Source organism: Syntrophorhabdaceae bacterium, assembly GCA_035541755.1.
In the GTDB taxonomy this organism is placed as follows: Bacteria; Desulfobacterota; Syntrophorhabdia; order Syntrophorhabdales; family Syntrophorhabdaceae; genus PNOF01.
In genome coordinates this window covers 40,543-66,780 of record DATKMQ010000167.1, presented here as the reverse complement: position 1 = coordinate 66,780, position 26,238 = coordinate 40,543, and the positions used below count along the sequence as shown (strand labels likewise).

The following is a 26,238-nucleotide window of genomic DNA, read 5'->3' as shown; positions in this document are numbered from 1 at the left end:
GTAGCAATCTGGTCTTCTGTGAAGCCTATTCCTTGCCTGCCGGCATCCTGCTTGAACCGTACGCTTCGTTATACGTTACCTCTATCCTCAAGGTGTACAGTTGGTCCATTAATCACATTCTTTCCTCTATATGATCCGTATCATAGTCAATGCTCGGAGCGTCTCGTTAAAATAGACAACTTGAGAAAACTGTCTTTATGTTCTTCTTTTCTTAACAGGTAAAGAAGCCAGGGAAAAAGAGAGGAGCGAAAATACCTTATTGAAACGTTAGTGCAACGTTAATTCCCCATAAAAAGGAGGTGTATGATGACGTTGGAGGAACTGGCAAAAAGGGTTCAGGCCCTTGAGGATATGGAAGAGATCAAGAAACTCCACCACGATTACATTTTCTTGCTCTGCGATAAGCAGTACGAGAAGATGCTCGACTTCTTCACCGATGATGCACGGGTGCAGATAAATACCCCTTACATGTGCAATGGAAAAAACGAGATAGCGAAATTCTTCAGGGAGGTTCTTGCCAAAAGGGGAGGAAAGAAGGGAGGATCAGTCCTCACCATGCCCGTCATAACTGTCGATGGTAACTCGGCCAAGGGCTATTGGACGATGCATAAACTATTTGATGATCGTGACGTCCCGGACATCATAGCCCCATCCAAATGGCTGCAGGGAAAGTATGATTGTGAATATGCAAAGCAGGATGGTAAGTGGAAGTTCAGCTACATGCGGTACATGGCCTGGCCCGTGCCATTGCCGGGATTAGAAGAGGACAACACAAAAAAACAAACAGAGAGGTAAGGGGAAATGAAAAGAATTGGAAACGGCATCTTATTGTTGGTTGCGATCAGTCTTATCATAACCGGATTCTCAGGCACAGCGGTGGCACAGCAGAACAAAGTCATCGAACTAACCTTCGGCACACCCTTCCCGGTCGATCATATGTTCAGCGTCACGGACAAAAAGTGGATGGATAAGGTCGAGAAGGAGACGAACGGACGGGTAAAATTCAAACCTTATTGGGGTGGGGCTGTGATCGGCGGAAGGGACTCCGCAGAGCAGCTGGTCCAGGGAGTAGTTGATATAGCCTTCCTCAATCCCACGACCTCAAGAAGCGGGTTCCCTATCACCAAAGCAAGCTTCCTTTTCATGTACGGGGTAAAGAACCTTGAAGTAGGCGAGAAGGTCTGGAAGGACCTTTTAACCAAGTTCCCAGAGATAGAGCAAGATTATAAGGGAATGAAGGTTCTTTGCTGGGCCGGGAACATGAACCAACTGATCACAAGGAAACCCGTACGGAGAACCGAGGAACTCAAAGGCATGCGGATACAGACGTACGGCGATGTCACGATAGCGCTCAAGGACTTAGGGATAGAAGGTCTCAGCATGTCGGGTGCGGAAGTTTACGTGGCCCTGCAAAAGGGCATCCTCGACGGTCTCTTCATCCCCGCTGAGGCGCTGGATTCCCTCAAACTGTCGGAGGTGGCAAAGTACGCCACGATGATCAATTTCTATCGTTGCCGTACCGGTATGAGGATGATGAATCTCAACAAGTTCAATAGCCTCCCCCCCGACATTAAGAAGGTCATCGAGAGTAATATCGATTATTACGGTAAGGAAACAGAGACTGCGTTCAATCAGAGAGACACATATGTTATGGGTTTGGGCGGTAAACTCGGTGTTGAATTCATACGTCTCTCGAACGAAGATCTGGCAAAATTTTATGCGCCTATCAAGATGGTGGCAGCCGAGAGGGCCAAGGAACTCGACTCAATGGGCCTTCCCGGTACGAAAATACTCAACGAAGCCCAGCGTTTGATCCAGCTTTACAACAAGTAACGATGGACACGCTGAAGCGAGTAAAAACGAACTAAGCAAAAAATAAGGGGGCGCCTGTTACGGCGCCCCCTTATGTTCGGGATCATATTTTAATCATGGAAACGGCCTGTTTAGGACAGACCACAAAACACGAGGCGCAACCGAGACATTGAGCCGCATCGACCATTGCCTTGCGATCCGACAGGGAAATAGCTATGCAGTGGCCGAGTCTAAGGCACCTGCCGCAGCCGCTGCATTTCTTAGTATCTATCCTCGCTACCGAGGGAATTATTTCGCATTCAGCCATGGAGGGCGCAACGTGATTCAGGGCTAAGCCCCTGAAATCGTCAAGGCTCTCGTAACCCTGTTTTTCCATATACGCAGAGAGCCCCTTGTTGAGCTTTTTAAGCGCCTCAAATCCGTGTATCATGAGTAGTGCGCAGAAAGAGACGGCCCCCGCTCCGAACATGATGGTTTCAACTACATCCGTCCACGTCATTAAACCACCGGTGGCGAGCACAGGGACAGTAAGCGTCTTTGATATCCTGGTTACGGCGTTTTGGCAATGGGGTTTTAACATAGCCCCGCTTAAAAGAAAGATGCCGCTTTGGGCGCAGGGAATAGCAGTCCTTCCGCCGTCATGAATATCTATTTTAAACGCGCCGTTCGTGCTCCCGATGGCATCGATGCCATCGATGCCTGCTTTCGATGCGACGATCGCCTGAGAGAGGATGTCTACCCCGTCGGGACTCAGCTTTGCGATCACCGGTACGTCGACGGCCTGTTTCATAATGCGAACGCCCTCCGATATCTGTGAAAGCACTTCACGCATGTACTCCCCAGTTTTTTCTGCGACCGCCGCCGCGTCAGTCGCGTCCTTATCCATCTTCTCCACGGCGGCTAGGTAGTTGGTGACCTGGGGTTTGAAGTTCACTTCGATGAAATCCGCGCCGGCTTTCACCGCCTCTTTTGCCCCTTCAGCAATGACGGCCGGATCGTATACGGGAAGATAGGGCATGCAGGCCCCGATCTTCATACTCGTTTCTTTCTTGGCAGCTTTTATAACCTCAATGCCCCCCGTGTAGCTCAATCTGCTCGCCCCGGCTGCTCCATACACGGTCTGCGCTTTTTCATCCACGAGCACTCGCATGACGGACTTGAGTTCGCTCGAGTCGTCCGGGAGCATGCCTTTCACGATAACAGCAGCAGCCCCGCATTGCTCCGCTTTCCTGATCTGCCCGACGCTTCGTCCGATATCGGCTGAGGCCACTACGAGCGGGTTTTTGAGTCGTATGCCCATAAAGTCTACTGCAAGATCGATCATATACCCTCCAGGGGAATCATGTTGTTCGTGAGCCCTTGTTAGCGCGGCCCATATGTATATCTGTAAAGCACCATTTTATTGATTGTTATATGATCTAAATCATGTAACAATATATTTACATGATATAAAAAAACGTAGTAATCGTTCCCGATGAGAATATGATTGGCTGAGGGCTCATTTTTCGTGAGTGGCAAGGTACAACCCGTGGATTTGGACTTTGGGGTAACCGACGAGATAATGTTCTATCAAGGAGGTATGGTCGTGAAAAAGAGAGGTTTACTTGGGATAATCCGTTTCCTGGAAGTGTTGGTCTGTTGTGCGGTACTTGTGATGCTTGCTGTACCTGCCTGGAGTGCACAGCCCAAGGCGACAGCCCCCCAAAATAAGGCTGTCTCTGCACCCCAGCCCAAAGTCACGCCGCATTACGGCGGTGTTTTAAGGATTACCCATGCCTTGGACGCGGATGACCTTGGAGACCCTGTTGCTCGTCCTATGAGTTCCACGGGCGTACGGGTAGCTTACACAGCGGTGGAGACCTTATTCCGCTACGACCAGAAAGGCATGCCGGTTCCGTGGCTCGCCTCTGGAGTGAAGGTAGCGAAGGACTTGAGTTCCATCACCCTTACCTTGAGGAAAGGGATCAAGTTTCATGACGGGACGGATTTCAATGCAGAGGCCGTAAAATGGAACCTCGATCGGTATCGGACATCGAACAATCCAGAACTGAAGTCAGTAGAATCGGTCGAGGTAATCGACAGCTCCACGGTTAAACTGAATCTCTCCAAATGGACGAGTACCCTGCTCGACAACTTTACCATGCACGCCGGCATGATGATCTCTCCAACCGCATTCCAGAAGAACGGGGCTGACTGGGCCAAGACGCACCCCGTTGGGACCGGTCCCTTCAAGTTTGTGAGCTGGCAGCGTGATACGAACGTCAAGTTTGAAAAGTTTGCCGGTTATTGGCAGAAAGGCAAGCCGTACCTCGATGGCGTGGAGTGGACGTTCATCACAGACATGGTGTCACGTACCATGGCCTTTAGAAAAGGAGAGATGAATGTTCTGTTGATTGTTGAGCCCCCTGACGTGAAAGATCTGGAGAAAGAGGGCAAGTATTACTTTAGTACAGGGGGTCTCTCCGGCCTCAATATATGCGTGGCGGGCGACAGCGGCCATGCGGATTCGCCCTATGCCGATATCAGGGTGAGACGGGCGATTGAGTACGCGATCGACAAGAAGGCCCTTGTGGATTCATTGATTCTTGGATACGGCAAAGTTTGTAACCAGTATGCCTACCCGGGTACATGGGGCGTCAACCCGGCAGTGAAAGGCTACCCCTATGACCCGGCCAAAGCAAAGAAACTCCTCGCGGAGGCGGGATACCCGAACGGATTCAAGACGACGCTTTACGCCCCTACCTGGGGAAATTACGTGTATCCACCACCGGCTATCCAGCAATACCTGGCCAAGGTGGGCATCACGGTCGAGATAGAGCCCGTGAACCAGGGGAGACACCAGCAACTCTTGAGGGGAGGTTGGAAGGGACTCATGATCCAGCAGTCACCCATGATCCTCCCCGACGCTACGAACAACCTTGCTGTGAACGCGTCCTGCAAGTCCTATCTCAAAGATTCGATCATGTGTGCAGACGATTATGAGGCGACCCTGGCCAAGGCGGTCAGTGCCCCGAATTTCGAGACCAAGAAGAAGCTCACGTGGGAGGCTCAGAAGCTTTTCATCGACAAGTACGCGCTCTTTCAATTCTTCTACACGCAGCCACGCATGAATGCCTTTTACAAGAATGTGCACGACACAGGGATCGGTATCACCATTGACACGCAGTGGACGCCAGAGGATGCGTGGATTGATAAATAGTCGGAGGTAGGTTTCGGTGGCGGCTTTTATCCTCCGCAGGTTGATTCAGACGATTGTAGTACTTCTCATCGTCAGCATCATCGGCTTTCTGATCATCCACTTGATCCCCGGCGACCCTGCCCTGACCATGCTTGGAGAGAACGCCACCCAGGAGCAGATCAACGCACTACGGACTCAACTGGGGCTCGACCAACCGGTGGTGGTCCAATATTTGCGATGGCTGATCAACGTGCTCCATGGCAACCTGGGCAAATCGCTCATGTACGGGGAGAGTGTGACAAGCCTTGTGGCAAGCCGCCTGCCCGTCACGTTTCACCTCGGCATTATCGCACTCATACTAGGCACACTGATCAGTGTGCCCGCAGGAATCATCGCCGCGGTTCGCAGAGGGGGCGTCCTCGATCAGCTCATCACGGTCTCAGCCAATCTCGGCATGGCCATTCCCCTCTTCTGGCTCGGCATCCTCGGGATCTATCTATTTTCTCTGAAACTCGGCTGGCTTCCTGTTCAGGGTTATACCTCTCCTTTTGACAACTTCTCTTTGAATTTGAAACAGATCATCATGCCGGTTATATGCCTCGCTGTGGTTCCCCTGGCGTCGCTCACTCGGCAGACGCGTTCTTCCATGCTGGAAGTAATCCGACAGGACTATATTCGCACGGCCCGCTCCAAGGGCCTTAAGGAGCGGGTGATCATTTTCAAGCACGCCTTGAGAAACGCCGTGATCCCTGTGGTCACCCTGCTCGGCATTCAGGTCCGAAATCTCGTGGGTGGGTCTGTGCTGGTAGAGACGGTTTTTAACATATCAGGCATCGGGCGACTCATGGTTAAGTCCGTCTTTGACAAAGATTTTCTCGTTGTGCAGGGTTGTGTCCTCATGATTGCCTTCGTGGTTGCCCTCGCCAACCTTTTGGTCGATCTCTCCTATGGATGGCTCGACCCCAGAATACGTCAGGAAGAATAGGAAGGAGTTTGCATGATGAGCCCATCGACCACCGAGGAACTTCTTGAGCTCCCTCCAAAAGCCAGTGAGTTTAAACGATTCGTAAGGGTTTTTTTTGGACGGAAGGTCGTTATCTTCGGTACGGTCGTCATTCTCCTGTTTTTACTCACCGCGGCCTTCGCGCCGCTTATTGCCCCGTATGATCCTTATGCCCAGAATTTAGGCAAGGCGCTTGAGTCTCCTTCTCGGGAACACATGCTCGGCACGGACCCCTTAGGGAGGGACGAACTCAGTCGCATTATCTATGGAACGCGTATATCGCTGGCCGTGGGCATCATCTCCGTGGGTATCGCAGCTATCATCGGCATGGCATTGGGGCTTTTCGCCGGCTATTTCGGAAAGATCACCAATACCGTGATCATGCGCTTCATAGACGCTATGATGGCGATCCCGCCCATTATGCTTGCCCTTGCCATTGCAGCTGCCCTGGGCGGGGGCCTCTGGAACGTGATCATTTCGCTCGGGGTCGCGCTCATTCCCACCCAGGCAAGGCTCATGAGAGGCCAGGTTCTTTCGGTGAAACAGGCCGATTACGTCACCGCAGGGGAGGTCATCGGAGCGAGCGACTTGAGGATTATGACCCTCCATATAGTGCCTAATTGCCTGCCGCCTCTCATTGTGCTCATCACCCTGAACCTCGGCGTGGCGATTCTTTCGGAGGCATCGCTTTCGTTCCTCGGCGTAGGTATCAAGCCACCTGCCGCGGCTTGGGGAGCCATGGTCAATGACGGCTATCGATACCTGCTGAGTAATCCCGTTCTCTCCTTTGCTCCGGGGTTCTGCGTCATGCTTATCGTGATTGCCTTTAACCTCGTGGGAGATGGTTTGCGTGACGCCCTTGATCCGAGGCTGAGAGGTACGCTCTGACCATGGCGCACCTTCTCGAGGTAAAGAATCTTGTAACCGAATTCAGAACGGACAGGGCCACGGTGAGAGCCGTAGACGGCGTTTCTTACTACATTGACGAGGGAGAAGTAGTAGGGCTTGTCGGCGAATCGGGTTGTGGGAAGTCTGCAAGTCAGCTCTCTGTATTCCAGCTCATTGCCTCTCCTCCCGGCAAGATTGTGTCGGGTGAGGCCCTCTTCGAAGGCGAGGATATCCTCAAATACAAAGCGGACAGCGAGAAGATGCGCGAGATACGCGGCGGGAAGATGGGGATGATCTTTCAGGAACCCATGACCTCGCTCAACCCTTCTCTCACCATAGGCACGCAGATTATGGAATCGGTCATGCTCCATCTCAAGATGGATAAGCGGACGGCACGGGAATTGGCCCTCGAGCTCTTGCGTCTCATGGGAATTCCTGATGCAATTGAACGATTCTATCAGTATCCCCACCAATTCTCGGGCGGGATGAGGCAACGTGTCATGATAGCCATTGCTCTTTCCTGCAATCCCAAACTGCTCGTGGCCGATGAACCAACCACCGCACTTGACGTTACCACGCAGGCTCAGATTCTGGAAATCGTCAAGAACATGGTGAAGAAGAGCAATACAGCGTTACTTGTCGTGACCCATAACCTCGGCGTTGTAGCGCGTTACGCCGACAGGATCTACGTCATGTATGCGGGCAGGGTCATAGAATCAGGAAAATCCAAGGATATATTTGCAGCCCCGCGCCATCCCTATACCGTGGGCCTTCTTAAATCGGTGCCGAGACTCGATGAGCCCAAGGGCCGAAAGCTTGTGCCCATCCCGGGGCTGCCTCCGAGCTTAAGCAGCATGCCCGGTCACTGCGCGTTTTATCCTCGCTGCTCCTACAGGGTAGACGCATGCAAACAAAAGCCGTGGCCCGAGCTGCGGAACGTCGGGGACGATCATTATACCGCATGCGCCCTTGATATGAGGTGAATTCATTGGCAGATGAACCTACTACAGACCGTGACCGCAACATCCTTGAAGTGAAGGACCTCAAGATGTATTTCCCTATCGTAAGAGGTTTTCGCCGAAGGGTTGTGGCCCATGTTCATGCGGTTGACGATGTGGGGTTTGCGGTGAAAAAGGGAGAAACGCTCGGTCTTGTCGGGGAGTCAGGCTGCGGGAAGAGCACGGTGGCGCGCTGTATTCTTCGCCTCTACAAGCCTACCCAGGGTCAGATCGTTTTCAACGGACAGGACATTGCAGGGCTCACAAGAAGTCAAATGAGGCGGTTGCGCCACCAGATGCAGATGATCTTTCAGGACCCATACAGCTCACTCGACCCGCGGCAGACGGCTGGCAATATCGTTGGCGAGCCCATGAAGGTCCACCGGCTTTTCACGACCAGGCATGAGTACCGCGAGCGGCTCGCCGAACTTTTTCGGATGGTAGGACTTGACCCGTCCATGGAAGATCGTGTGCCCCATGAGTTTAGCGGTGGGCAAAGGCAGCGGTTGAGCATCGCCAGGGCGCTTGCCACCGATCCTTCCTTCATCGTTTGTGATGAGCCCATATCCGCCCTGGATGTCTCTATCCAAGCGCAAATCATCAACCTGCTGCAGGAACTGCAGGAGAAGCTCGGCCTGACGTACCTGTTCATTGCTCACGATCTTGCCGTGGTTCGCCACATAAGCGACCGGGTTGCCGTCATGTATCTCGGGCGCATCGTGGAAATCACGCACTGGAAAGACCTCTATGAGAACCCTCTCCACCCTTATACCAGGGCCCTGCTTTCGGCGGTTCCGATCCCTGACCCCACCATAGAGGAAATGCGGGATCATATCATTCTCAAGGGCGACGTGCCGAGTCCGCTTAATGCTCCACCCGGATGCGCTTTCCATCCCCGTTGTCCGTCGGCGAGAAAGGAATGCAGAGAAACGGTCCCCGTGATGAAGGACGTCACCGGGACCCACAAGGTTGCCTGTGTTCTGTTTTGATGCACACGCGCCTCCACCTGCTCCCTTATGCGCAAGAGAGAAAATACAAGGACATTACCGGCGAGGTCGGGGATCTCACAACCGCGTGATAACGATGCAATGATAACAATAGCTGATAGGGAGGCACATATATGGCATCATCAAAGAAACTGACAGGGGCGAAACCCGGATACGATATTGCAGTGGTGGGAAGCGGCGGCGGCATGGCTGCAGCCGTTGCTGCTGCAGAAAAAGGGGCCAAAGTCGTCGTTCTTGAAAAGCGCAAGGTCTTCGGAGGTAACACGGCGCTCGCCAGAGCCCTGTTCGCCGCCGAAAGTCCTGTACAAAAGAGGCTGCGCATCGACGCACGTAAAGAAGATCTCTTCAAGGCGAGTATGTCCTTTTCTCACTGGAAAATCAATCCGGAGATCATCCGGACTTTCATAGACAAATCGGGCGATACTATCGCCTGGCTGGAAAAGCTGGGGGTCACGTTCGAGGACGTTCCGAACGGATACTTCAACCAGGTACCGCGCGTCTACCACTTACCTAAAGGCTATGGTGCCGCTCTCATAAGAACGCTCATCGACAAGTGCGATGAGTTGGGAGTTACGCTCATGAAAGAGACACCGGCGAAGAAGATAGTTCTCAACAAGGGCGAGGGTGTTTCAGGTGTTGTCGTCGAAACCAAAGGACGGGAAATAACGATCCCGGTGAAGAGTGTCATTATCGCCACCGGGGGCTACTCCGGCAACAAAGAAATGCTCAAACGTTACTGCCCCAACTATACCGAGGACGCCCACGTACATGGTATCCCGCTTATGGGAGACGGGTTCGTGATCGCAAGACAGGCAGGGGCCGCCTCAGAGGGCTTAGGCAACCTTCTCAGCATGGGACCCTTCTATACGGGGACGTTGCAAGTCGGGATCGTTTCCGTGGAGGCGAATACCATCTGGGTGAATAAGCGCGGTGAGCGGTTTTGTGACGAATCAACCTACGTTCCTTCGGAGAGCGCTAATGCCCTCGACAGGCAGCCGGGCAAAGTTTGCTACACCATCTTTGATGAGAGCGTTAAGCAGAGCTTCATTGACGATGGGCTTATCAGGGGCCATCACCGGCTGTATCCCCCCGGAACCCGAATGGTAGATATAGACAAGCAGTTGCGAAAAGAAGTACAGGAGGGACGGGTCAGGATCGAGAACTCATGGGAAGGTATCGCGAGATGGATCGGGGCTGACCCCAAGAAGCTCTTACACGCTATTCAGGTGTACAACGACGGCTGTGCCAAAGGGTTTGACGAGCTCTTTTACAAAGACCGCAGGTATCTGCAACCGCTCGTGAGGCCACCCTACTATGCCCTCATATGTCATCAGGCTTTTCACGGGACGACCGGCGGGATCAAGATCAATGAACGCATGGAAGTGCTCGGAAAGGACGAAAAGGCTATCCCGGGACTCTTTGCTGCCGGAAATGACACGGGCGGGTGGGCCTCAGACACCTACAACTATGTGCTCACGGGTACCGCATTTGCTTATGCCGTGAATTCCGGCAGAATTGCGGGCGAACACGCCGCATTGTACATATCGCACACATAAAAACGAAAGGAGATCTCACATGGCGGATATGACAAGCTTCGATAGACTCATGGAACCGGGACGTATCGGGAGTCTTAGAACCAAGAACCGGATCATCAAGACAGCAGCGGGCTCCGGCTATGCGCTCGACGGCAATCCGACGGATGAGATGGCAGGATACTACTCGGCATTTGCCAGAGGCGGTGTCGGGCTTATCATAATCGAGAACTGTGGAGTGGAATGGCCGAGAGGCACTCATTTTATACCCAAAGGGTTCAGGTTTCATGATGACAGCTGTATCCCCTACCATAGCCGAATGGTGGATGAGATACATAAATACGACTGTCCGGTCTTTGTCCAATTCATGCACGCCGGGCCATGGCTTGAGAGATTCGAAGGCATGGGTAATCCCGAGCGGGTGGCCGTCTCCCGCATCGAAGAAAAGGACCTGCCGGGAGATGCCTGGGTGCCGGGCCACGAGCTTACGATCCCTGAGATCCATGAACTCGTAGAGGTCTTCGCCAAGGGAGCGCTGCGAGCCAAGAAAGCGGGTTATGACGGGGTGGAAATCAACGGTTCCTATTACCATTTCATCAACTGTTTTCTCTCGCGTTTCTGGAACAGGCGTCACGATGAATACGGATGCGACAGTCTGGAAAATCGGACGAGATTTTATTGCGAAGCGATTCGGGAGGCGAAGAGACTCTGTGGGAGCGATTATCCCATCGCAACCAACATTAACGCTGTGGAGTTCGGGCTCACAAATGGCACAACCCTTGAGGAGGCGGAAGGAATGGCACCGCTCATCGAAGCCGCGGGTGCAGATCTTATTCAGGTGAGGGTCACGGGCTACGGTGATTACCTGAGTATGCTCCTTCCCGAGCACCTTCTCTTCCCTGAGCCGCCGAAACACCTCGATCTCGGGCTGCTCGATCTGAGCAAGGGTGGAAAAGGGATTATTGTGCCTCTCGCGGCGGCGATTAAGCGAGGTGTTAAAGTGCCGGTCGCTTGTGCGGGCAGACTGGACCCGATGCTGGGAGAAGAGACCTTGCGGCAGGGAAAGCTTGACTTCATCGGCATGACGAGACGCCTCGTAGCAGACCCGGAGCTGCCGAACAAGGTGAAAAGCGGAAGACTCGACGACATCGTGCCCTGTGCGGGATGCGGGTACTGCGTCCACTCACGCAGGGGTGATAACCCGCAAAAATGCCGGATGAACCCCGCAGCGGGCAAGGAACGCGAGTATGCGATCACGCCTGCTGAGAAGAAGAAACGGGTGTTAGTTATCGGTGGGGGCCTCGCCGGTATGGAGGCCGCTCGTGTGGCCGCGCTCAGAGGACATGAGGTGACGCTCTGTGACAAGGCGGGAAGGCTCGGAGGACTCGTCCCTATTGCGGCTACGGTGAAGGAACGAGAGCTTGAGTCGCTTCTCAACGCGATACGTTATTATGAAGGGCAGTTGAGAAAAGCGGGTGTCGTGCTGAGACTTAGCGAATCAGCTGACCTGTCTACGATCAAGAATCTGCACCCTGATGTCGTGATTCTCGGCACGGGTGGATTGGCGGCTATCCCTGGCATACCGGGCATCGACAATCGGAAAGTGGTAAAGAGCGATAACCTCCATCGAATGCTCAAGCGTATCCTCAAGTTTGTAGGACCCGGGCTTCTCTCCAGGTTAACAAAGGTCTTTATGCCACTCGGGAAACGGGTAGTGATCATGGGCGGGGGCATCCAGGGCTGCCAGCTCGCTCATTTCCTTGTGATGCGTGGTAGACAGGTGACGATCGTGGATACAGCGGAAACCTTGGGAGATGGGCTGCCCTTCCAGACACCCCTGCGTTTTTTCATGTGGTGCGACAAGGTGGGTGTCACCAGAATGGCGGGGGTTACCTATGAGAGGATAACCGACGAAGGCCTCGTTGTAACGACCAAGGAGGGCACACGCAAGGTCCTTGAAGCCGATAGCATCATCCTGGCGTTACCGCTTTCGCCTGACAACGGCCTCTGTAAAACACTGGAAAAGGATGGAATGGTGGTATTTCAAATAGGCGACTGCAGGGAGTTCGGGCTTATGCACGGGGCGATCTCAGACGGAGCCCGTATAGGTCGTGCAATCTGACCGCGCGAGACCGAGAGAATATGGAACAAAAGTGAACAAGAAAGAGAATAAGACGGAGATGAGCCATGGATGATACTAAATACGGCAAGCATATCGTGACAGACCTGAAAGTCCCCAAAGGCTACGGGGGCCCCGAAAGTGCAGATAAATCAAGAGCAAGGCTACTTTTCCTGGACGATTCCGTTGTGAACGGCGCGTTCTATCTGTCCGCGGCATGGTATCTGAAGGAGTCGGATGCGCATGTACCTCCGCCTTCTCATACGCATGAGTACGACGAGGTCATCGCCTTTTTCGGGACAAATCCCGAGGATATACATGATCTTGGGGCAGAGGTGGAGATCTGGCTCGGAGGAGAACAGCATTTCGTCACGAAAAGCTGTCTCATTTTCGTGCCCAGGGGCTTGAGCCACTGCCCTTATTGGGTGAGACAGATCAAACGGCCGATCCTTCATTTTACGACGGCGCCTATGGGTTCGTACGTGAAAAAAGAGGAGTAGCGAAAGCGGTCTAAATCCAGCCCTCATTTTCTGCTACTAGCTTTTGCAGTTTAGTGAGGTCTGTAATAATTATGCCTCCCCTCTCGGCCGTGCCACTGATGATCCCCTGTTTCTTGAGACGTGAGAGGACCCTGATTGCGGTTTCTGTGGTTGTTCCCGCGCAGCTGGCGAGCTCTTCCCTGGTCAGAGACAGGCTGGTGCCGAATTTTCGTGCGAGCGTGAAAAGGGAGATAAGGAGTCGATGTTCTACGTCCTCTCCCAGGAGCCCGACAACCCTGTCACATTCCCTGTTGAGGCGACGCGCGAGCATTGCGATAAGCTCAAGGGCAACCGTGTGATGCTTGGATAAAAAAGCGAGATAAGGCGTTCGTCCGATCCTAAGCAGAACAACTTCGTTTAATGCCTGGGCCGACATGAAGTAGTTGTCCCCTGACACCGCTGTGGCATTCAACGTATCGCTTGGACCTGCCACGGTGAAAGTAAAATGCTTGCCTGAGAAGGTCCCTTTGTAAAGTTTTACCAGACCCTCCTGAACCGCATAAAAGAAGTCCGCGCGATCCCCTTCCTTGAAGATCGAAGCCCCCTTGTCGTAGCGCACTGAAGTTGAATAGACGATCAAATCCTTAAGCTCCGCCGGCAAGAGACCTCCAAACAGCCGGCTTCTCTTAAGCACATCCAGCCTGATTTGCTCCTGTGCTTTCATATCATATGTCTTGAGATTGTCCAAGGGTTCCCGAGAGGTATTAGATACTATAAAAATTCTTCCTTGTCAAACCGTAAAATAGCGAGTCCAGCCAACGACAAGGCTGGTCATCGGTGTTTCAGGGATGTCTTGAAAGCGACTCATGACCCATCGTCTTCAAGACCGCTTTCACCAGTTGTATCCGGAGCGTATTCGACAAGATTGTCGCGACAGGGATTCATAATAGACTTTTTTGTCGAAACGCATATCACCCTATGAGAAATCAAGGCGCGTAAACAGACGTCTTACCCGCGATATGTGACTGGCACAATGATTGCAAAAAAGGTCTACATTGTGGTAAAACCTATTCATATTTTTCCGTTATGTAACCTTGGCAACTCATATACGCCGTTACTTCGCGTTAAGCCACTCTTTAAGGGAGAGACTATGCGGTCAGATCTCACATGCCTTCGCACGAGTCCACTAAATCCAAACAGTCAGTCGGGAATCAAAGATGTGTCGCAATTTTCCCGGCAACTCGGGACGCTATTAGCCTTCCTGCTTTTGCTCTTTCTTTTGTTGCCTCTGCCGGCATCCGCGCAGGCGATCACCCCCGGGACAGAACTGACGTTAGAGCAGGCAATCGACACTGCGCTTAGGATTCAACCAAGCATACTTGCAGGGCGGTTCACGGTCAAAGCCAACGAGGCTACCATTGGGCAGGCTCAAGCAAACTACTACCCGCAGATCGCCGCATCCGGCTCCTATAGCAAGATCTACCCGGGCGCAAACAACTCGGGCATCGACACCCCGGGGAAATACGATCAATATACGAGCACTGTGGGTTTAAACCAGACAATCTTCGATTTCGGAAAGACGCCCACGCAGGTGACTATCAGCAGTTTGAACACAGAGTCGTCACGTTTCGATCTGAATAACCTTCTGGACACGGTCGTGTTTAACGTGAAGCAGGCGTTCTACAATGTGCTCCAAGCCCAAAGAAACAGGGACGTGGCCGCCGAATCGGTCAAGCAATTCCAGCAGCACCTCGATCAAGCCCAGGGTTTTTATAATGTGGGAACGAGAGCACGGATCGACGTAACGAAAGCTGAGGTCGACTTAAGCAATGCGCGACTCAACCTTATCAAGGCAGAGAATCAAATCAGGCTCTCCCGGGTCACTCTGAACAATGCCATGGGAATATCAGGTTCGCCTGAGTATACTCTTAAGGACAATCTCTTCTACGTAAAGTATGGACTTGCCTTTGAGGATGCCCTCTCCAGGGTTTACGCCCAGAGGTCCGATCTCCAGTCTCTCATAAAGAAAGGGGAGGCGGCCAAGGCATCGATTGATCTCGCCCGCAAGGGATACCTCCCGGTGCTGAGCGGAAATGCGAACTACAATTACTCCGGCACCAATTTTCCCTTGACCGACAACTGGAGCTACGGGGTAAATCTCTCCGTTCCTTTGTTTACCGGATTCTACACCAAATACCAGGTAGCCCAGGCGCAGGCCAATTACGATGCTCTCAAGGCCAACGAGCAGTCGCTTCGGCTCGACATATACTCCCAGGTGCAGCAAGGATACCTCACCCTTCGGGAAGCGGAGGAAAGAATCGGCACATCGGAGCTTACGGTGAAACAGGCCACAGAAAATGTCGATCTTGCCACGGGGAGATATCAGGCCGGTGTGGGCAGTCCCCTGGAGGTGACCGACGCGCTCGTCAACTTGAGCAATGCCCAGGTGGCGTACACGCAGGCACTCACGGATTGTAAGAATGCCCAGGCAACCATTGAAAAAGCAATAGGGGTAAGATAATGAAGAAAATAGTGATTGCAGCAGCCTGCCTCGTACTCGTCGGTATGGGTTTGTTCATCTTTCTTCGCAGCAAGGATAACGGGGTAAAATTCAAAACTGTCGCCATTCAGAGCGGCTCGCTTAAGGCCACTGTAACAGCGACCGGCACCATGAATGCCGTGACCACCGTGCTTGTGGGTACTCAGGCTTCGGGGACCATCAAACAACTCCACGTGGATTTCAACTCGAGGGTGAAGAAAGGACAGATCATAGCGGAGATCGATCCTGCAACTTTTCAAGCGCAAGTGGACCAGGCCAAGGCCAATTTGCTGGCGGCACAGGCGAACGTGGCCAAGGCAAAAGCAACGCAGACCGATTCCAAAAGGACCAGGGACCGTAACAGACAACTCTTTGCAAAGGACCTGATCGCCAGAGCGGACCTTGATACATCAGAGGCAACTTATGACTCAAACGATGCCCTGTTAAGCGCGGCTTTCGCCCAGGTATCTCAGAATGAAGCAGCCCTGCGTTACGCTGAGACCAACTTGAGATACACCAAGATCATGTCGCCCGTGGACGGCGTGGTTGTATCCAGGGCCGTGGATGTGGGGCAGACGGTTGCAGCGAGCTTTCAGACCCCCACACTTTTCACGATCGCCCAGGACCTTACGAAGATGCAGATCGATACGAACATAGATGAAGCCGACGTGGGAAAAATAAGGGTAGGCCAGAATGTGGAGTTTACGGTCGATGCGTACCCGGACAATACCTTTCGCGGCATAGTGGATCAGATACGCATAGCGCCTATTACGGTTCAGAATGTTGTCACCTACGATGTAGTGATCAAGGTGGACAACAACGATTTGAGACTCATGCCCGGCATGACGGCAAATGTTTCCGTAATCGTTGCGAGCAAGGATGGGATCCTCAAAATCCCGAACGTGGCGTTAAGGTATAGGCCATCCGAAAAAGACGGCACAACCCCGACGAAGCCTGCTAACGATAAGGCCGTGAGCAGGTCACAGGGGACGTCAGACAAAAGCGGTAAGGGTAGGGATGGGGGAAAAGGTGATGGTCGCTCTGATCCCCCACAGATGACCAAGGAAGCGAGCCAGCCCGCACAAAAAAGCTATGCAATCTATCTATTGGAAAACGGCAAGCCGAGACGGAGCATGGTAACCATAGGTATAAGCGACGGATCCATGACGGAGATTACATCGGGAGACGTGACCGAGGGGCAGCAGGTGATTGTCGAATCGGTAAGCAAGACGGCTGCCAAGACCAACGGCAACTCCACGCCTCCCCCACCGAGGTTCATCAGATAATGAAGCTCATCGAAGTAAAGAACATCTCGAAGATCTATCAGCTGGGCGATATCGAACTGAGGGCCCTGGATAAGGTTATCGTGGACATCGAGGAAAAAGAGTTCCTGGCCATAATGGGACCCTCAGGATCGGGCAAATCCACCTTCATGAATATCATCGGCTGTCTGGACATACCCACTGGCGGCCAATACCTCCTCGAAGGCATTGACGTAGGGCAATTGACACGGGATGAACTCGCCCATATACGCAACCAGAAAGTTGGTTTTGTTTTTCAGGGATTTAACCTCTTATCCAGGACCTCGGCGCTCGAGAATGTGGAACTTCCCATGTTGTACAGCGGGGTCCCCGCCAAAGACCGAAGACAGAAGGCACGCGCCGCATTAAAGACGGTGGGGCTCGAGGGCAGGGAAGACCACCATCCCAACCAGCTATCGGGAGGCCAGCAGCAGCGGGTGGCCATAGCGCGCGCCATAGTCAACGAGGTGCCCATCATCCTGGCGGACGAGCCTACAGGAAACCTGGATACCCACACAAGCATAGAAATTATGGAGCTTTTTCAAAAGCTGAACAATGAATCGGGAATCACCGTCATCCTCGTGACACATGAACCGGACATAGCCGCCTACAGCCGGCGCATCATACGGTTTCTCGACGGAAATGTGGTGAGCGACATGGCCACGGCAGACGACAAAGGCATGCGAGGTGAGGTAAGAAAATGATCAGTATTCCCTGGACCGTACAGATAGCGCTTCGTGCCCTGCGGGTGAACAAGATGCGCTCCGCCCTCACCATGCTCGGCATTATCATCGGGGTAGGGGCGGTCATCGCTATGCTCGCGGTAGGTACCGGGGCAAGCCGTCAGATATCGGAACAGATGGCATCAATGGGGAGCAACCTGCTCATCGTGCTGCCCGGCAGCCAGACGTCGGGAGGGCTCAGGATGGGCTTCGGGAGCCAGCCCACACTCACCCTCAATGATGCGGACGCTATCCAGAAAGAGTGCCCGTCAGTCCAGGACGTGGCGCCCATCCAGAACGGGGTGGCCCAGATCGTGTACGGAAACCTTAACTGGTCTACCGGTGTTTATGGAACGTCACCGGGTGTTGTGAGCGTGCGCGATTGGCCTGTGGGCTCGGGCAGGGCCTTTACCGACGAAGACATCAGAAGCGCAACCAAGGTGGCCATTCTCGGACAGACTGTTGTCGATAACCTTTTCGGCGGCATCGATCCGATCGATCAGATCATCAGGATAAAAAAGGTCCCTTTCAGGGTGATCGGCGTTATGGCGGTCAAAGGGCAGTCGGTTATGGGACAGGACCAGGATGATACGGTCTTCGTACCGGTGACCACAGCACAGAAGAAACTCTTCGGCACCGTTTTTGCCGGTTCGGTGAGACAGATCATGGTCAAGGCGAAAAGCGCCGATGACCTCGATTCGGGTGAGAAGCAGATCACAGACCTGTTAAGGCAAAGACACCACATCGGCGCAAAGAAAGATGATGATTTCTCGGTGAGAAACCTGACCCAACTCATGCAGGCTGCAGAACAGTCTACAAAGGTCATGACGCTCCTGCTCGGCGCCATTGCATCCGTGTCGCTCCTTGTGGGGGGTATCGGGATTATGAATATCATGCTCGTCTCGGTGACGGAACGGACCCGCGAAATCGGCATACGGATGGCCATCGGGGCCAAGACGTGGGACATCAGGCTTCAGTTCATCATGGAAGCCGTGATACTCTCTCTGATCGGCGGCGTGATCGGGCTTGTCGCCGGAATTACCGGGTCGGAAGTAATTTCCATGTCCGCGGGCTGGCGTACCGATGTGTCCGTTGTTTCTGCCGTGCTTGCCTTTGCGTTTTCAGGGATAGTGGGGATATTCTTCGGTTTCTATCCGGCATACAAGGCGTCGCTACTCAATCCCATAGACGCCCTGCGGTACGAATAACAGGGGTGTTAAGGAGAATGCGGTGGGTCTTTAATCGCGCGAATTGATTAGGGAGCGCCGGGTTACTTCTTTTCTAAGTGTTGAACGGCTTTTTCGGAGAGTGCTTTGAGCGTCGGACTTGAAGCGCCCTTCGATACCTCTCCGTAGAGTCTTTTGGCGTCTTCAGTCTTTCCGTTCATGTAATCGATCTTGGCGAGATAGAGCTTGGCAACGTAGTACGTTTGCCCCATATTCTTCCGGGCAACGTCATTAAAGGCAGTCTCAGCTTTTTCAATGTCTTCCTTTTTTCCATTGACCTCGTACGCATCAAACGCCTCTATACCCTGGGCGAGACGAAACTCGACCTTGTCACGCTGGCTTTTTGCGTGAAGGGCATAGGCATAGCCTGAGGCGATGGCCACAACGAGAACCACAAGCCCGATGATGCAGAGCCTTACGTTCTCGCGCATGTAACGCGCGGTTGCTTCAAAGGCCGTAGCCATCAAGTCCGGCTTTCGCGTGAGTTCCTTGTCTTTCTTTTTGACCATGGCTCGTATTTCACCACATAACGGTGCGATATGTCAATAATTACCTGTTACAGGAACGCGCGGCGGCCGTGGCCGACCCAAAGGAGCGGACCGAGTAGCTGTCTATGAGAGGGAACGATACGATGGAACAGAGGAGGGAGGCGGCCAGCACGAGATGGTACCATCTTCTCTTTCCGGGGACTTCAATCCCTTTGACAAGGTTCGTGAAGGCTGCAGTTTCAAGCCCGAAGGCTATGAAGCCGAGGTACCCGGCAAGGGGCATCTCAAAAATCTTTCCCTTTGTAAAGAAGGGAACCGTATAGACCCATTTAGACAAAGACCAGAAATTCCAGAACTCCCACAAAAAGCCGCAGATAAGACCCGCTATCGCCCACGACAATAGTTTCTCCATGCGGCCGTGCTCGAGATCCCGGCCGAAAGAGTCAAAACCCCACCGATAGTTGAGACCGTCAAGCAAGAATATGGCGAATACCCAGGCGAGACAGAAACAGTACCGGGGCAGAGCAACGGTCAGGATTAAAGCCGCGGTGCCTATTGTCAGGGCGTATAGGGCATAATGGGGAATGTGGGTCGGTTTCACGCATACTTTTCGAAAGGCACCTCCCAGAGATTGCTCAGTAAGGCAGATGGCCGGGACCACCGTGCCGAATGCAAGAAAATAACCCAGGTATCTGTATACCGGCTCGCGGGGAAGCCGGACATAGGACCAGTTATTAAGCCACAGGTTCATCAGCTCGAAGAAACACCAGTATCCCGATGAAATGACCACCGCAAAAAACAGGGACCGGTTAAGCACGAAAAACCGTTTGTATTTCAAGAAGAGTACTGTGTCGATGAAGATGATGTAGGACCACCAGGAGGTGATGTAGAAGAAATACTGAAAAGGGTCTATCCTGCGGATAAGCGTATAGAAACCCGAGAGATAGAAAGCTATGGCAAGGAGGAAAAGAAGATGTTCTTTTTTCACATACTATAGATTGCGGGAAGATCTGTCGGAGGTGGTGGCTGCTTCGGGGACTTCTTCGAAGGAGCTGTCTTTGATTCGGGTCGCCCCAATGTAAGCTTTCGCATAGTATTCAGTAGAGAGAGAATCTATTTTGACACCGATCCTTCCGTGCCCTGACGAAGAGTGAATGAAATTGTCCTCGCCGATATAGATGCCCACATGGGTTGGATATTTGGCATATCGTTTGGTTTTAAAGAAGACGAGGTCGCCGACGGCCAACGCATCCCTTGCCACCTTGGAGCCGATCTTGAATTGGTCCCTGGCACTCCGCGGGAGCTGTATATCGAATATCTCATAAATCTTTTTGACGAAGGCAGAGCAATCGAGCCCCTTCACCGTGTTTCCGCCGTATTTGTAAGGAGCACCCATAAAGCTCTTGGCCACCTTGACGAGCATGTATTTTTCATCGCCGTCCTTCCACGGTTTCAAGGGTTTATTGGTGAGTGTGACAATTTCTTCTTCGCCCTCTTCGATCATCCTGGGTATGAGAATGGCCCTGCCCGGTGAGAGCCTTTTAATACCCTTGGCGCTCTGGAGATTATTCGACTCGATGAGCTCGTCTCTGTCTACATTAAACCTTTTTGCCACCGTGTCGACGGTATCCCCTCTTTTTACCTTGTACTCGATAAATTCGCCGTCGTTCTCATTGTCGCCGACCTGGATCTCCTGAGTCTGACTCTTTTTTCCGGTATATTGTTTGTGAAGCTCTTTTTTGGCGGTTTTGTCCGGCTCGCTATCCTTCAGGAGCAAGGTTTGTCCGAGGGAGAGCTTTGCCGACCGGAGGTTGTTGAGGTTCTTGAGATCGACCACCGACACGTGGTACTTCTTCGCGATACTGTACAAATTCTCGCCCTGTCTCACCTTGTGCGTTAGTGGTGAAGCGGCTGAAATCGACGGTGTCGTCAGGTATGCCAATAAAAAAAACAAACCTATGGCGCGAATGGCTCTTCTCATAACACCCCTTGTGCTGTAAAGAGTACCTTATCAGAAGAACGAAAAACCTGTCAAGAAAAAAGTTCGGAATATTATACTTGACATACCTACAGGTGGGGGCGTAAGATGATCTATAAAGCCCCTACCATAGAGGAAATTAGGGAAGATCGAAAAAAGCGGTGGGTGATCGCCATGTTAATCGTGTTCGGGGATGAGAGCCATGACGAGAAAGAACAACGGGTTTTTGCTGTAGCTGGTCTGGTTGGAACGCAAGAAGAATGGGACGCCTTGGCAGTTAGCTGGAATCAACGCACGGGGGGGATTCCATTCCACGCGGCTGATTGCGAGTCGGGTCACAGGAATTATAAGGGCTGGCCCAAAGAAGATAGGGATTCCCTCTATGCCGATTTGGTTAATATGCTGGTTAATACCAAAATAATGTGACGAGCCGCTATATTTGATATCCAAAATTACAAAGAAGTTTTTCCCGATGAAATACAACACATTCCTTATCATCATTGTTTTCTTAACGTGATCATGGATTTCGGTGATTTAGTAAGTATATCCGTTCCACAGCAAAAGGTAAGGTTCGTTTTCGACAGAAACCCAAAAACAAACGCAAGTGCCGAGGTTTTGTATTCGTTCTTGACCGAGACCTCTGGTTGGGAAGGGGCTTCATACTTGGATAGCATTACATTTGCGTCCAGGAGTGAAGTTGGAATTCAAGCTGCTGATATCTTAGCAAGAGAGGCCATGAAGCATGCTGACAACTTATTTATTGGCCCCAAAAGGAGACCAGTTCGTAAGTCGATGAAACCATTTTCAGCAACACTTGAAACAACGGGCCGATACAAATTTCGTTGGTTTAGCAGAGAGTATTTTGAAAACACAGATGAAAAGTAGGACGTTGTGTATGATCAGTACGTTGGCTGGCTAAAGCAAAAGAATATTCGCTCCGACCACATGATGAATAGAATCTTGTTTGCAAAGAAGAATGCTTCAACGATTACAGACTTAGTAAGAGGGGAAGAAGAATGATAGCGCTAAATTCAGTGACTTGGTTATGTGATTCTACTTTCGCTTTGCAAATGAAAGGAGAGTATCGACATTATGTTTAAAGGTTTCCTTGTAAGTATCCCGTGTATCTTTCGTAATTTGTTTACCGTCAACATTATACGTAGACATAAATGGCATATAGTGATGATAGCATTGATAGCCTTCTTGACCAGTAGCGCTATAGTAATCTACCCATGCTTTGTCAAACTTTTTTTTAATCCTACCGGGCAAATATCCTCTAAATTCTTCAACGATGGATTGAATTTTGGGAAACTTGGAACCAAGGAAAGACTGTACTTCGATACTCTTGGGCCAATTTACGGGAATGGGATAAAGCCCTTCAAGTTCGGCTATAAATTTGGCTCTGAAAGTGGTAGCGGCAATATTAAAAGCATTGTGCCTTTGAGCGTTGATTGTAAGGCGATAACCGATCAAAGCCATAAAGAGAAAACCGCAAGTACCGAGCAACCAAACATCAGAAGTAGAGAGACTAAACCCGAAGATTATCATATTGTACTGTTATCTCTCATGCCAATGTTTTTAATGACCTTATATTGGGTGATTTATATGCTTTTGTCTTGTGGTACATAACTATGTTTTCTTCTCCCGTTTTAGAATCTTTGCACAAGCCTTCTCAAACCTTTCTCCTGCATCCTCGGCTTGAACAGCTTTTGCAGTCTCCAAAAAGAGGGCATGTTGCTTCTTCGCGCTCAGTTTCGGCTTTTTTCTTTTTGGCATATTTGCTCTTTCTTCCTCCCTCAGTGAGACGTCGTATAGGTCAATCGTTTACCGACAACGCCTCGCAGACAGTTGTCTGCCCTGTTAAGATCATCAACACCCCTAGCCACTCTATTATTATACCTGAAATCGAACTCAGCAAGGTATCTGTGAAGATGCTTTTCATCGCAATGATGGTATACGCCATTGATGCCTCTCTTGAGGATCGAGAAATACCCTTCAACGGTATACCTTGGAATGCTTGCGGTCAAAACCAACACTATCCAAAACAGTAGAAGTGTCGGTCATAAAATGAGCGTCCTTAGTGACCATTTTGTCTACTATCGGCCTAAGATTCTTTGCGGTGACTTTCTCAACATGATAGGACTTCACAGATCCGCCACGTTGTACAAGAGAGAATACGGGGGCCTTGTTCGCGGTATGAGAAGGTCTGTCTTTGGGGCGTTTTCCCGGCTTGTCGGAAAGCGGACCTATGCGCAACTTACCGCCTATGAAAGTTTCATCGCCTTCGACTATTCCACCAAAGGGGCCACTTGGTTCCTGATTCATAGCCATCCGTATACGGTGCGACATAAACCATGCGGTTTTAAGAGTGACATCCAGGGTTCTATGAAGCTGATTCGAACTTATACCCTTCTTCGAGGAACATACAAGATAGATTGCCTGAAGCCATTGATGCATAGGCACATGACTGTCTTCAAAGATCGTACCGACCTTTACCGTAAAAGGCTGATAGCATGCGTAGCATTTATACATGCCGATCCTATGGCTTTTACCATTCATCTTACCGATATGATCTTTATCGCCACAATGAGGACATACAGGGCCTTCAGGCCACAGTCTTTCTTCGATGAAATCATAAGCGGCTTGTTCATCACTGAAATGCTTGGAGTTTATAATTGACTGTCCCATTGTTATATCTCCTTTCTACTAAAACTATAGCACAGGGGTTTAGGTATGTCAAGTATAATATTCCGAAAAAGTTCATAAATTTGCAGGTTGTGACCGTCTTTTTGCTCGCCTGAACCTTGCGTTCAGCAAAGGTAAGACCTGCGTCACACTTAAAAAGTGAAATTAATCACATTTTTATTGATTTTACTTTGTTTATACAGATAAAATTATGACAAAAAGCCTTGGAGGTTTGTAATGGAGATCGGAAGAGAGGTCCTTTGGAACGCGGGGCCGTATGCGAGGATAATTACTTACATACTCGCCGCGATAACAATCTATCTTTTGATTATGGGCATCGTTCAGCGATACAAAATGTGGAAGATCGGGAAACCCTCGCCGATCAATTTCACCAGGGGTTTAGGAAAACGCATAGGATATTATATAGTTAACGGAATCTTCCACAAATCAATCCTCAGGGAATCCTATCCCGGCATCATGCACCTTTTTCTGTTCTGGGGATTTCTCATCCTCGCCTTCGGTACCGCTCTCGTGGCCTTTCAGGATGATTTCTTCCAACCCGTTTTCAACATCAAATACCTTATCGGAGATTTCTATCTCACGTTTTCGTTCATCCTGGAAGTTGCAGGGCTCATGGCCATCGTCGGCGTACTCTTCGCCGCATGGAGACGATATGTGAGAAAGCCGACAAGGCTCGACAGCAGAGCTGAAGACGCCCTCGTCCTTCTCTGGATTCTCGTGGTGCTTGTCACAGGGTTTCTTGTAGAAGGCGCGAGGATAGCGGCGACGCGACCGGCTTATGAAGTCTGGAGTTTTGTGGGCTGGTCCGTGGCCGGCATTTTCACGGGTTCCAAGGAGGGCATTATGGTCACGCACCGGGTGCTCTGGTACGTCCACATGATCCTTTCCTTCGGACTCATCGTCTATATCGCCTATTCAAAGCTGCTTCACATCATTACCTCCTCGCTGAACATGATGTTCAGGGGAATCACAGATGTTCCGGGAGGCTTGACCCCGAGAGGCGCGATCCAGCCTATCGCCGATTTTGAGACTGCCGAAGAATTCGGCGTGAACAGCATCGAAGGGTTCACGCGGAGCCAGATCTTCGATCTCGATGCCTGTACGAGGTGCGGCCGGTGTCAGGACCTTTGTCCCGCCTACAACACGGAAAAGCCGCTTTCTCCAAAGCAGTTGATTCAGGATTTAAAAGCCGAATGGGAGAGAAAGGCCAAGGGTGTTAAGAACGAGGAAGGCCTCATCGATAAGGTTATCCAGGAGGAGACACTCTGGTCATGCACGGCCTGTCTCGCATGTCAGGTCAACTGTCCCATTTCTATACCGACCTTTGACAAGAACATTGAGATGAGAAGATATCTCACCCTCACCCTGAGCAAGACGACCTCCGAAACAAGGCTCCTTTTCAAGAATCTCCAGCAGAAGACAGACCCCTATGGTATGGGCAAAAGACAGAGGACCGAATGGATAGCCGACCTCGGGGTGAAGAATCTCGCCGAACAAGAGGCAGAATATCTCTACTGGGTAGGGTGCGTGGCATCCCTCGACGACAGGAACAGAAAGGTCGCGAAATCATTTTCTTCGATCCTCAACAAGGCCGGCGTCTCCTTCGGCATTCTCGGTCAGGAAGAGACCTGCTGCGGCGACCCTGCCCGAAGGTGCGGGAATGAAGAGCTTTACCTCGGACTCGCGCAGGGTAATGTTGAGCTCCTCAACGAAATGGGCGTCAAGAAGATCATCACAACCTGCCCTCACTGCTATCACACCCTGAAGAATGAATATCCGCAAATAGGAGGCAATTTCGAGGTCTACCATCAGTCGGAATTCATCTGGAAGCTGGTAAAAGAAGGCAAACTCACGCTCAACCCCTCAATCGAAGGGACGATCACGTTCCACGACCCCTGCTATCTCGGGAGGGTGAACGGCGTCTTTGAAGCGCCGAGAAATGTTGTCGACAGGGTGAGCAAGGGGCCATATGTCGAAATGGGGAGAAACCATGACAGGAGTTTTTGCTGCGGCGGCGGCGGAGGCAGGATATGGATGGAAGAACACCATAAGAGGATCAACCATGCGCGGATCGACGAAGCCATTGCGCTTGAAGCCAACACCGTGGTCACGGCGTGCCCCTATTGCCTCATCATGATGGAAGATGCCATAAAAGATAAAGAAAAGACCGAAACCATGAAGGCACTCGATCTCTCGGAGATTGTTGCGAAAAGCTTCTAAAAAGGGAACGTAGACAAAAGGCACATAAAAGGATGGGTTAAG

At 51.5% G+C, this 26,238-nt stretch carries 24 protein-coding genes and 1 pseudogene; 17 read left to right on the top strand and 8 right to left on the bottom strand.

Translation table 11 applies throughout. The features are described 5' to 3' along the window. The first annotated feature begins 303 nt into the window (after positions 1-303). Complete coding sequence (locus tag VMT62_16275) at positions 304-795, top strand: nuclear transport factor 2 family protein (protein HVN97987.1); 492 nt, start codon at positions 304-306, stop codon at positions 793-795. 6 nt (positions 796-801) lie between these two features. Further along, the gene (gene dctP / locus VMT62_16270; protein ID HVN97986.1) at positions 802-1,833 is read left to right on the top strand and encodes a TRAP transporter substrate-binding protein DctP; all 1,032 of its coding nucleotides are present in this window, start codon (positions 802-804) and stop codon (positions 1,831-1,833) included. 82 nt (positions 1,834-1,915) lie between these two features. Here dctP and VMT62_16265 read toward each other — a convergent pair whose 3' ends face one another. After that, entirely contained in the window at positions 1,916-3,136 is a 1,221-nt protein-coding gene (locus VMT62_16265) for a hypothetical protein (protein ID HVN97985.1), read from the bottom strand. Between the two features lie 261 nt (positions 3,137-3,397). On the opposite strand from VMT62_16265, the gene VMT62_16260 reads away from it, so the two are divergent. The 8 genes from VMT62_16260 (at position 3,398) to VMT62_16225 (ending at position 13,037) form a co-directional block, all read left to right on the top strand. After that, positions 3,398-5,011 (top strand): ABC transporter substrate-binding protein, encoded by a 1,614-nt coding sequence (locus VMT62_16260; GenBank protein HVN97984.1) that lies wholly within the window; start codon positions 3,398-3,400, stop codon positions 5,009-5,011. 16 nt (positions 5,012-5,027) lie between these two features. Further along, positions 5,028-5,975 carry an ABC transporter permease gene (locus tag VMT62_16255; protein ID HVN97983.1) on the top strand — a complete coding sequence of 316 codons (948 nt, stop codon included), beginning with the start codon at positions 5,028-5,030 and terminating at the stop codon, positions 5,973-5,975. A 12-nt stretch (positions 5,976-5,987) separates the two neighbouring features. Further along, positions 5,988-6,881: an ABC transporter permease gene (locus tag VMT62_16250; protein HVN97982.1), complete on the top strand. Its 894-nt coding sequence runs from the start codon at positions 5,988-5,990 to the stop codon at positions 6,879-6,881. A gap of 2 nt (positions 6,882-6,883) precedes the next feature. Beyond that, positions 6,884-7,864: an ABC transporter ATP-binding protein gene (locus VMT62_16245; GenBank protein ID HVN97981.1), complete on the top strand. Its 981-nt coding sequence runs from the start codon at positions 6,884-6,886 to the stop codon at positions 7,862-7,864. 5 nt (positions 7,865-7,869) lie between these two features. Continuing rightward, positions 7,870-8,868: an ABC transporter ATP-binding protein gene (locus VMT62_16240; protein HVN97980.1), complete on the top strand. Its 999-nt coding sequence runs from the start codon at positions 7,870-7,872 to the stop codon at positions 8,866-8,868. A gap of 131 nt (positions 8,869-8,999) precedes the next feature. Beyond that, positions 9,000-10,442 (top strand): FAD-dependent oxidoreductase, encoded by a 1,443-nt coding sequence (locus tag VMT62_16235; GenBank protein HVN97979.1) that lies wholly within the window; start codon positions 9,000-9,002, stop codon positions 10,440-10,442. 19 nt (positions 10,443-10,461) lie between these two features. After that, complete coding sequence (locus VMT62_16230) at positions 10,462-12,540, top strand: FAD-dependent oxidoreductase (protein HVN97978.1); 2,079 nt, start codon at positions 10,462-10,464, stop codon at positions 12,538-12,540. 65 nt (positions 12,541-12,605) lie between these two features. Further along, positions 12,606-13,037, top strand: a complete 432-nt coding sequence (locus VMT62_16225) for a hypothetical protein (protein HVN97977.1) — start codon at positions 12,606-12,608, stop codon at positions 13,035-13,037. A gap of 10 nt (positions 13,038-13,047) precedes the next feature. Here the strand turns inward: VMT62_16225 and VMT62_16220 are convergent, their stop codons facing one another. Further along, positions 13,048-13,740: a Crp/Fnr family transcriptional regulator gene (locus VMT62_16220; protein HVN97976.1), complete on the bottom strand. Its 693-nt coding sequence runs from the start codon at positions 13,738-13,740 to the stop codon at positions 13,048-13,050. A 426-nt stretch (positions 13,741-14,166) separates the two neighbouring features. Here VMT62_16220 and VMT62_16215 point away from each other — a divergent pair, with 426 nt between their 5' ends. Genes VMT62_16215 through VMT62_16200 form a run of 4 tightly spaced genes read left to right on the top strand, consistent with a single transcriptional unit; the run spans position 14,167 to position 18,786 of the window. After that, a complete protein-coding gene (locus VMT62_16215) occupies positions 14,167-15,537 on the top strand; it encodes a TolC family protein (protein HVN97975.1) in 1,371 nt (456 codons plus the stop codon). Beyond that, positions 15,537-16,841 carry an efflux RND transporter periplasmic adaptor subunit gene (locus VMT62_16210; protein ID HVN97974.1) on the top strand — a complete coding sequence of 435 codons (1,305 nt, stop codon included), beginning with the start codon at positions 15,537-15,539 and terminating at the stop codon, positions 16,839-16,841. The genes VMT62_16215 and VMT62_16210 overlap by 1 nt, the downstream gene beginning before the upstream one ends. Beyond that, positions 16,841-17,560, top strand: coding sequence for an ABC transporter ATP-binding protein (locus tag VMT62_16205; protein HVN97973.1), 720 nt, complete (start codon positions 16,841-16,843; stop codon positions 17,558-17,560). Before VMT62_16210 ends, VMT62_16205 begins: the two co-directional genes overlap by 1 nt. Then, positions 17,557-18,786, top strand: coding sequence for an ABC transporter permease (locus VMT62_16200; GenBank protein ID HVN97972.1), 1,230 nt, complete (start codon positions 17,557-17,559; stop codon positions 18,784-18,786). Before VMT62_16205 ends, VMT62_16200 begins: the two co-directional genes overlap by 4 nt. A gap of 62 nt (positions 18,787-18,848) precedes the next feature. Here VMT62_16200 and VMT62_16195 read toward each other — a convergent pair whose 3' ends face one another. From VMT62_16195 to VMT62_16185, 3 genes are read right to left on the bottom strand one after another with little or no spacing between them, the layout of a single operon-like run. Then, positions 18,849-19,313: a tetratricopeptide repeat protein gene (locus tag VMT62_16195; GenBank protein HVN97971.1), complete on the bottom strand. Its 465-nt coding sequence runs from the start codon at positions 19,311-19,313 to the stop codon at positions 18,849-18,851. Positions 19,314-19,353: 40 nt separating this feature from the next. Further along, the gene (locus VMT62_16190) at positions 19,354-20,280 is read right to left on the bottom strand and encodes a hypothetical protein (GenBank protein HVN97970.1); all 927 of its coding nucleotides are present in this window, start codon (positions 20,278-20,280) and stop codon (positions 19,354-19,356) included. Between the two features lie 3 nt (positions 20,281-20,283). After that, entirely contained in the window at positions 20,284-21,273 is a 990-nt protein-coding gene (locus VMT62_16185) for an NlpC/P60 family protein (protein ID HVN97969.1), read from the bottom strand. Between the two features lie 105 nt (positions 21,274-21,378). Here VMT62_16185 and VMT62_16180 point away from each other — a divergent pair, with 105 nt between their 5' ends. Together VMT62_16180 and VMT62_16175 are read left to right on the top strand one after the other, a co-directional pair. Continuing rightward, positions 21,379-21,696, top strand: coding sequence for a hypothetical protein (locus VMT62_16180; protein HVN97968.1), 318 nt, complete (start codon positions 21,379-21,381; stop codon positions 21,694-21,696). 93 nt (positions 21,697-21,789) lie between these two features. Further along, complete coding sequence (locus VMT62_16175; GenBank protein ID HVN97967.1) at positions 21,790-22,155, top strand: hypothetical protein; 366 nt, start codon at positions 21,790-21,792, stop codon at positions 22,153-22,155. A gap of 168 nt (positions 22,156-22,323) precedes the next feature. On the opposite strand, the gene VMT62_16170 is transcribed toward VMT62_16175, so the two are convergent. From VMT62_16170 to VMT62_16160, 3 genes and pseudogenes are all read right to left on the bottom strand, one after another. Next, positions 22,324-22,818 (bottom strand): hypothetical protein, encoded by a 495-nt coding sequence (locus tag VMT62_16170; GenBank protein HVN97966.1) that lies wholly within the window; start codon positions 22,816-22,818, stop codon positions 22,324-22,326. Between the two features lie 81 nt (positions 22,819-22,899). Then, positions 22,900-23,046, bottom strand: coding sequence for a hypothetical protein (locus VMT62_16165; GenBank protein HVN97965.1), 147 nt, complete (start codon positions 23,044-23,046; stop codon positions 22,900-22,902). A 20-nt stretch (positions 23,047-23,066) separates the two neighbouring features. Further along, positions 23,067-23,958 (bottom strand): annotated as a pseudogene (locus VMT62_16160) (IS1595 family transposase). A 234-nt stretch (positions 23,959-24,192) separates the two neighbouring features. Between VMT62_16160 and VMT62_16155 the strand changes: the two are divergent. Further along, positions 24,193-26,196 (top strand): heterodisulfide reductase-related iron-sulfur binding cluster, encoded by a 2,004-nt coding sequence (locus VMT62_16155; GenBank protein ID HVN97964.1) that lies wholly within the window; start codon positions 24,193-24,195, stop codon positions 26,194-26,196. Positions 26,197-26,238: the final 42 nt, after the last annotated feature.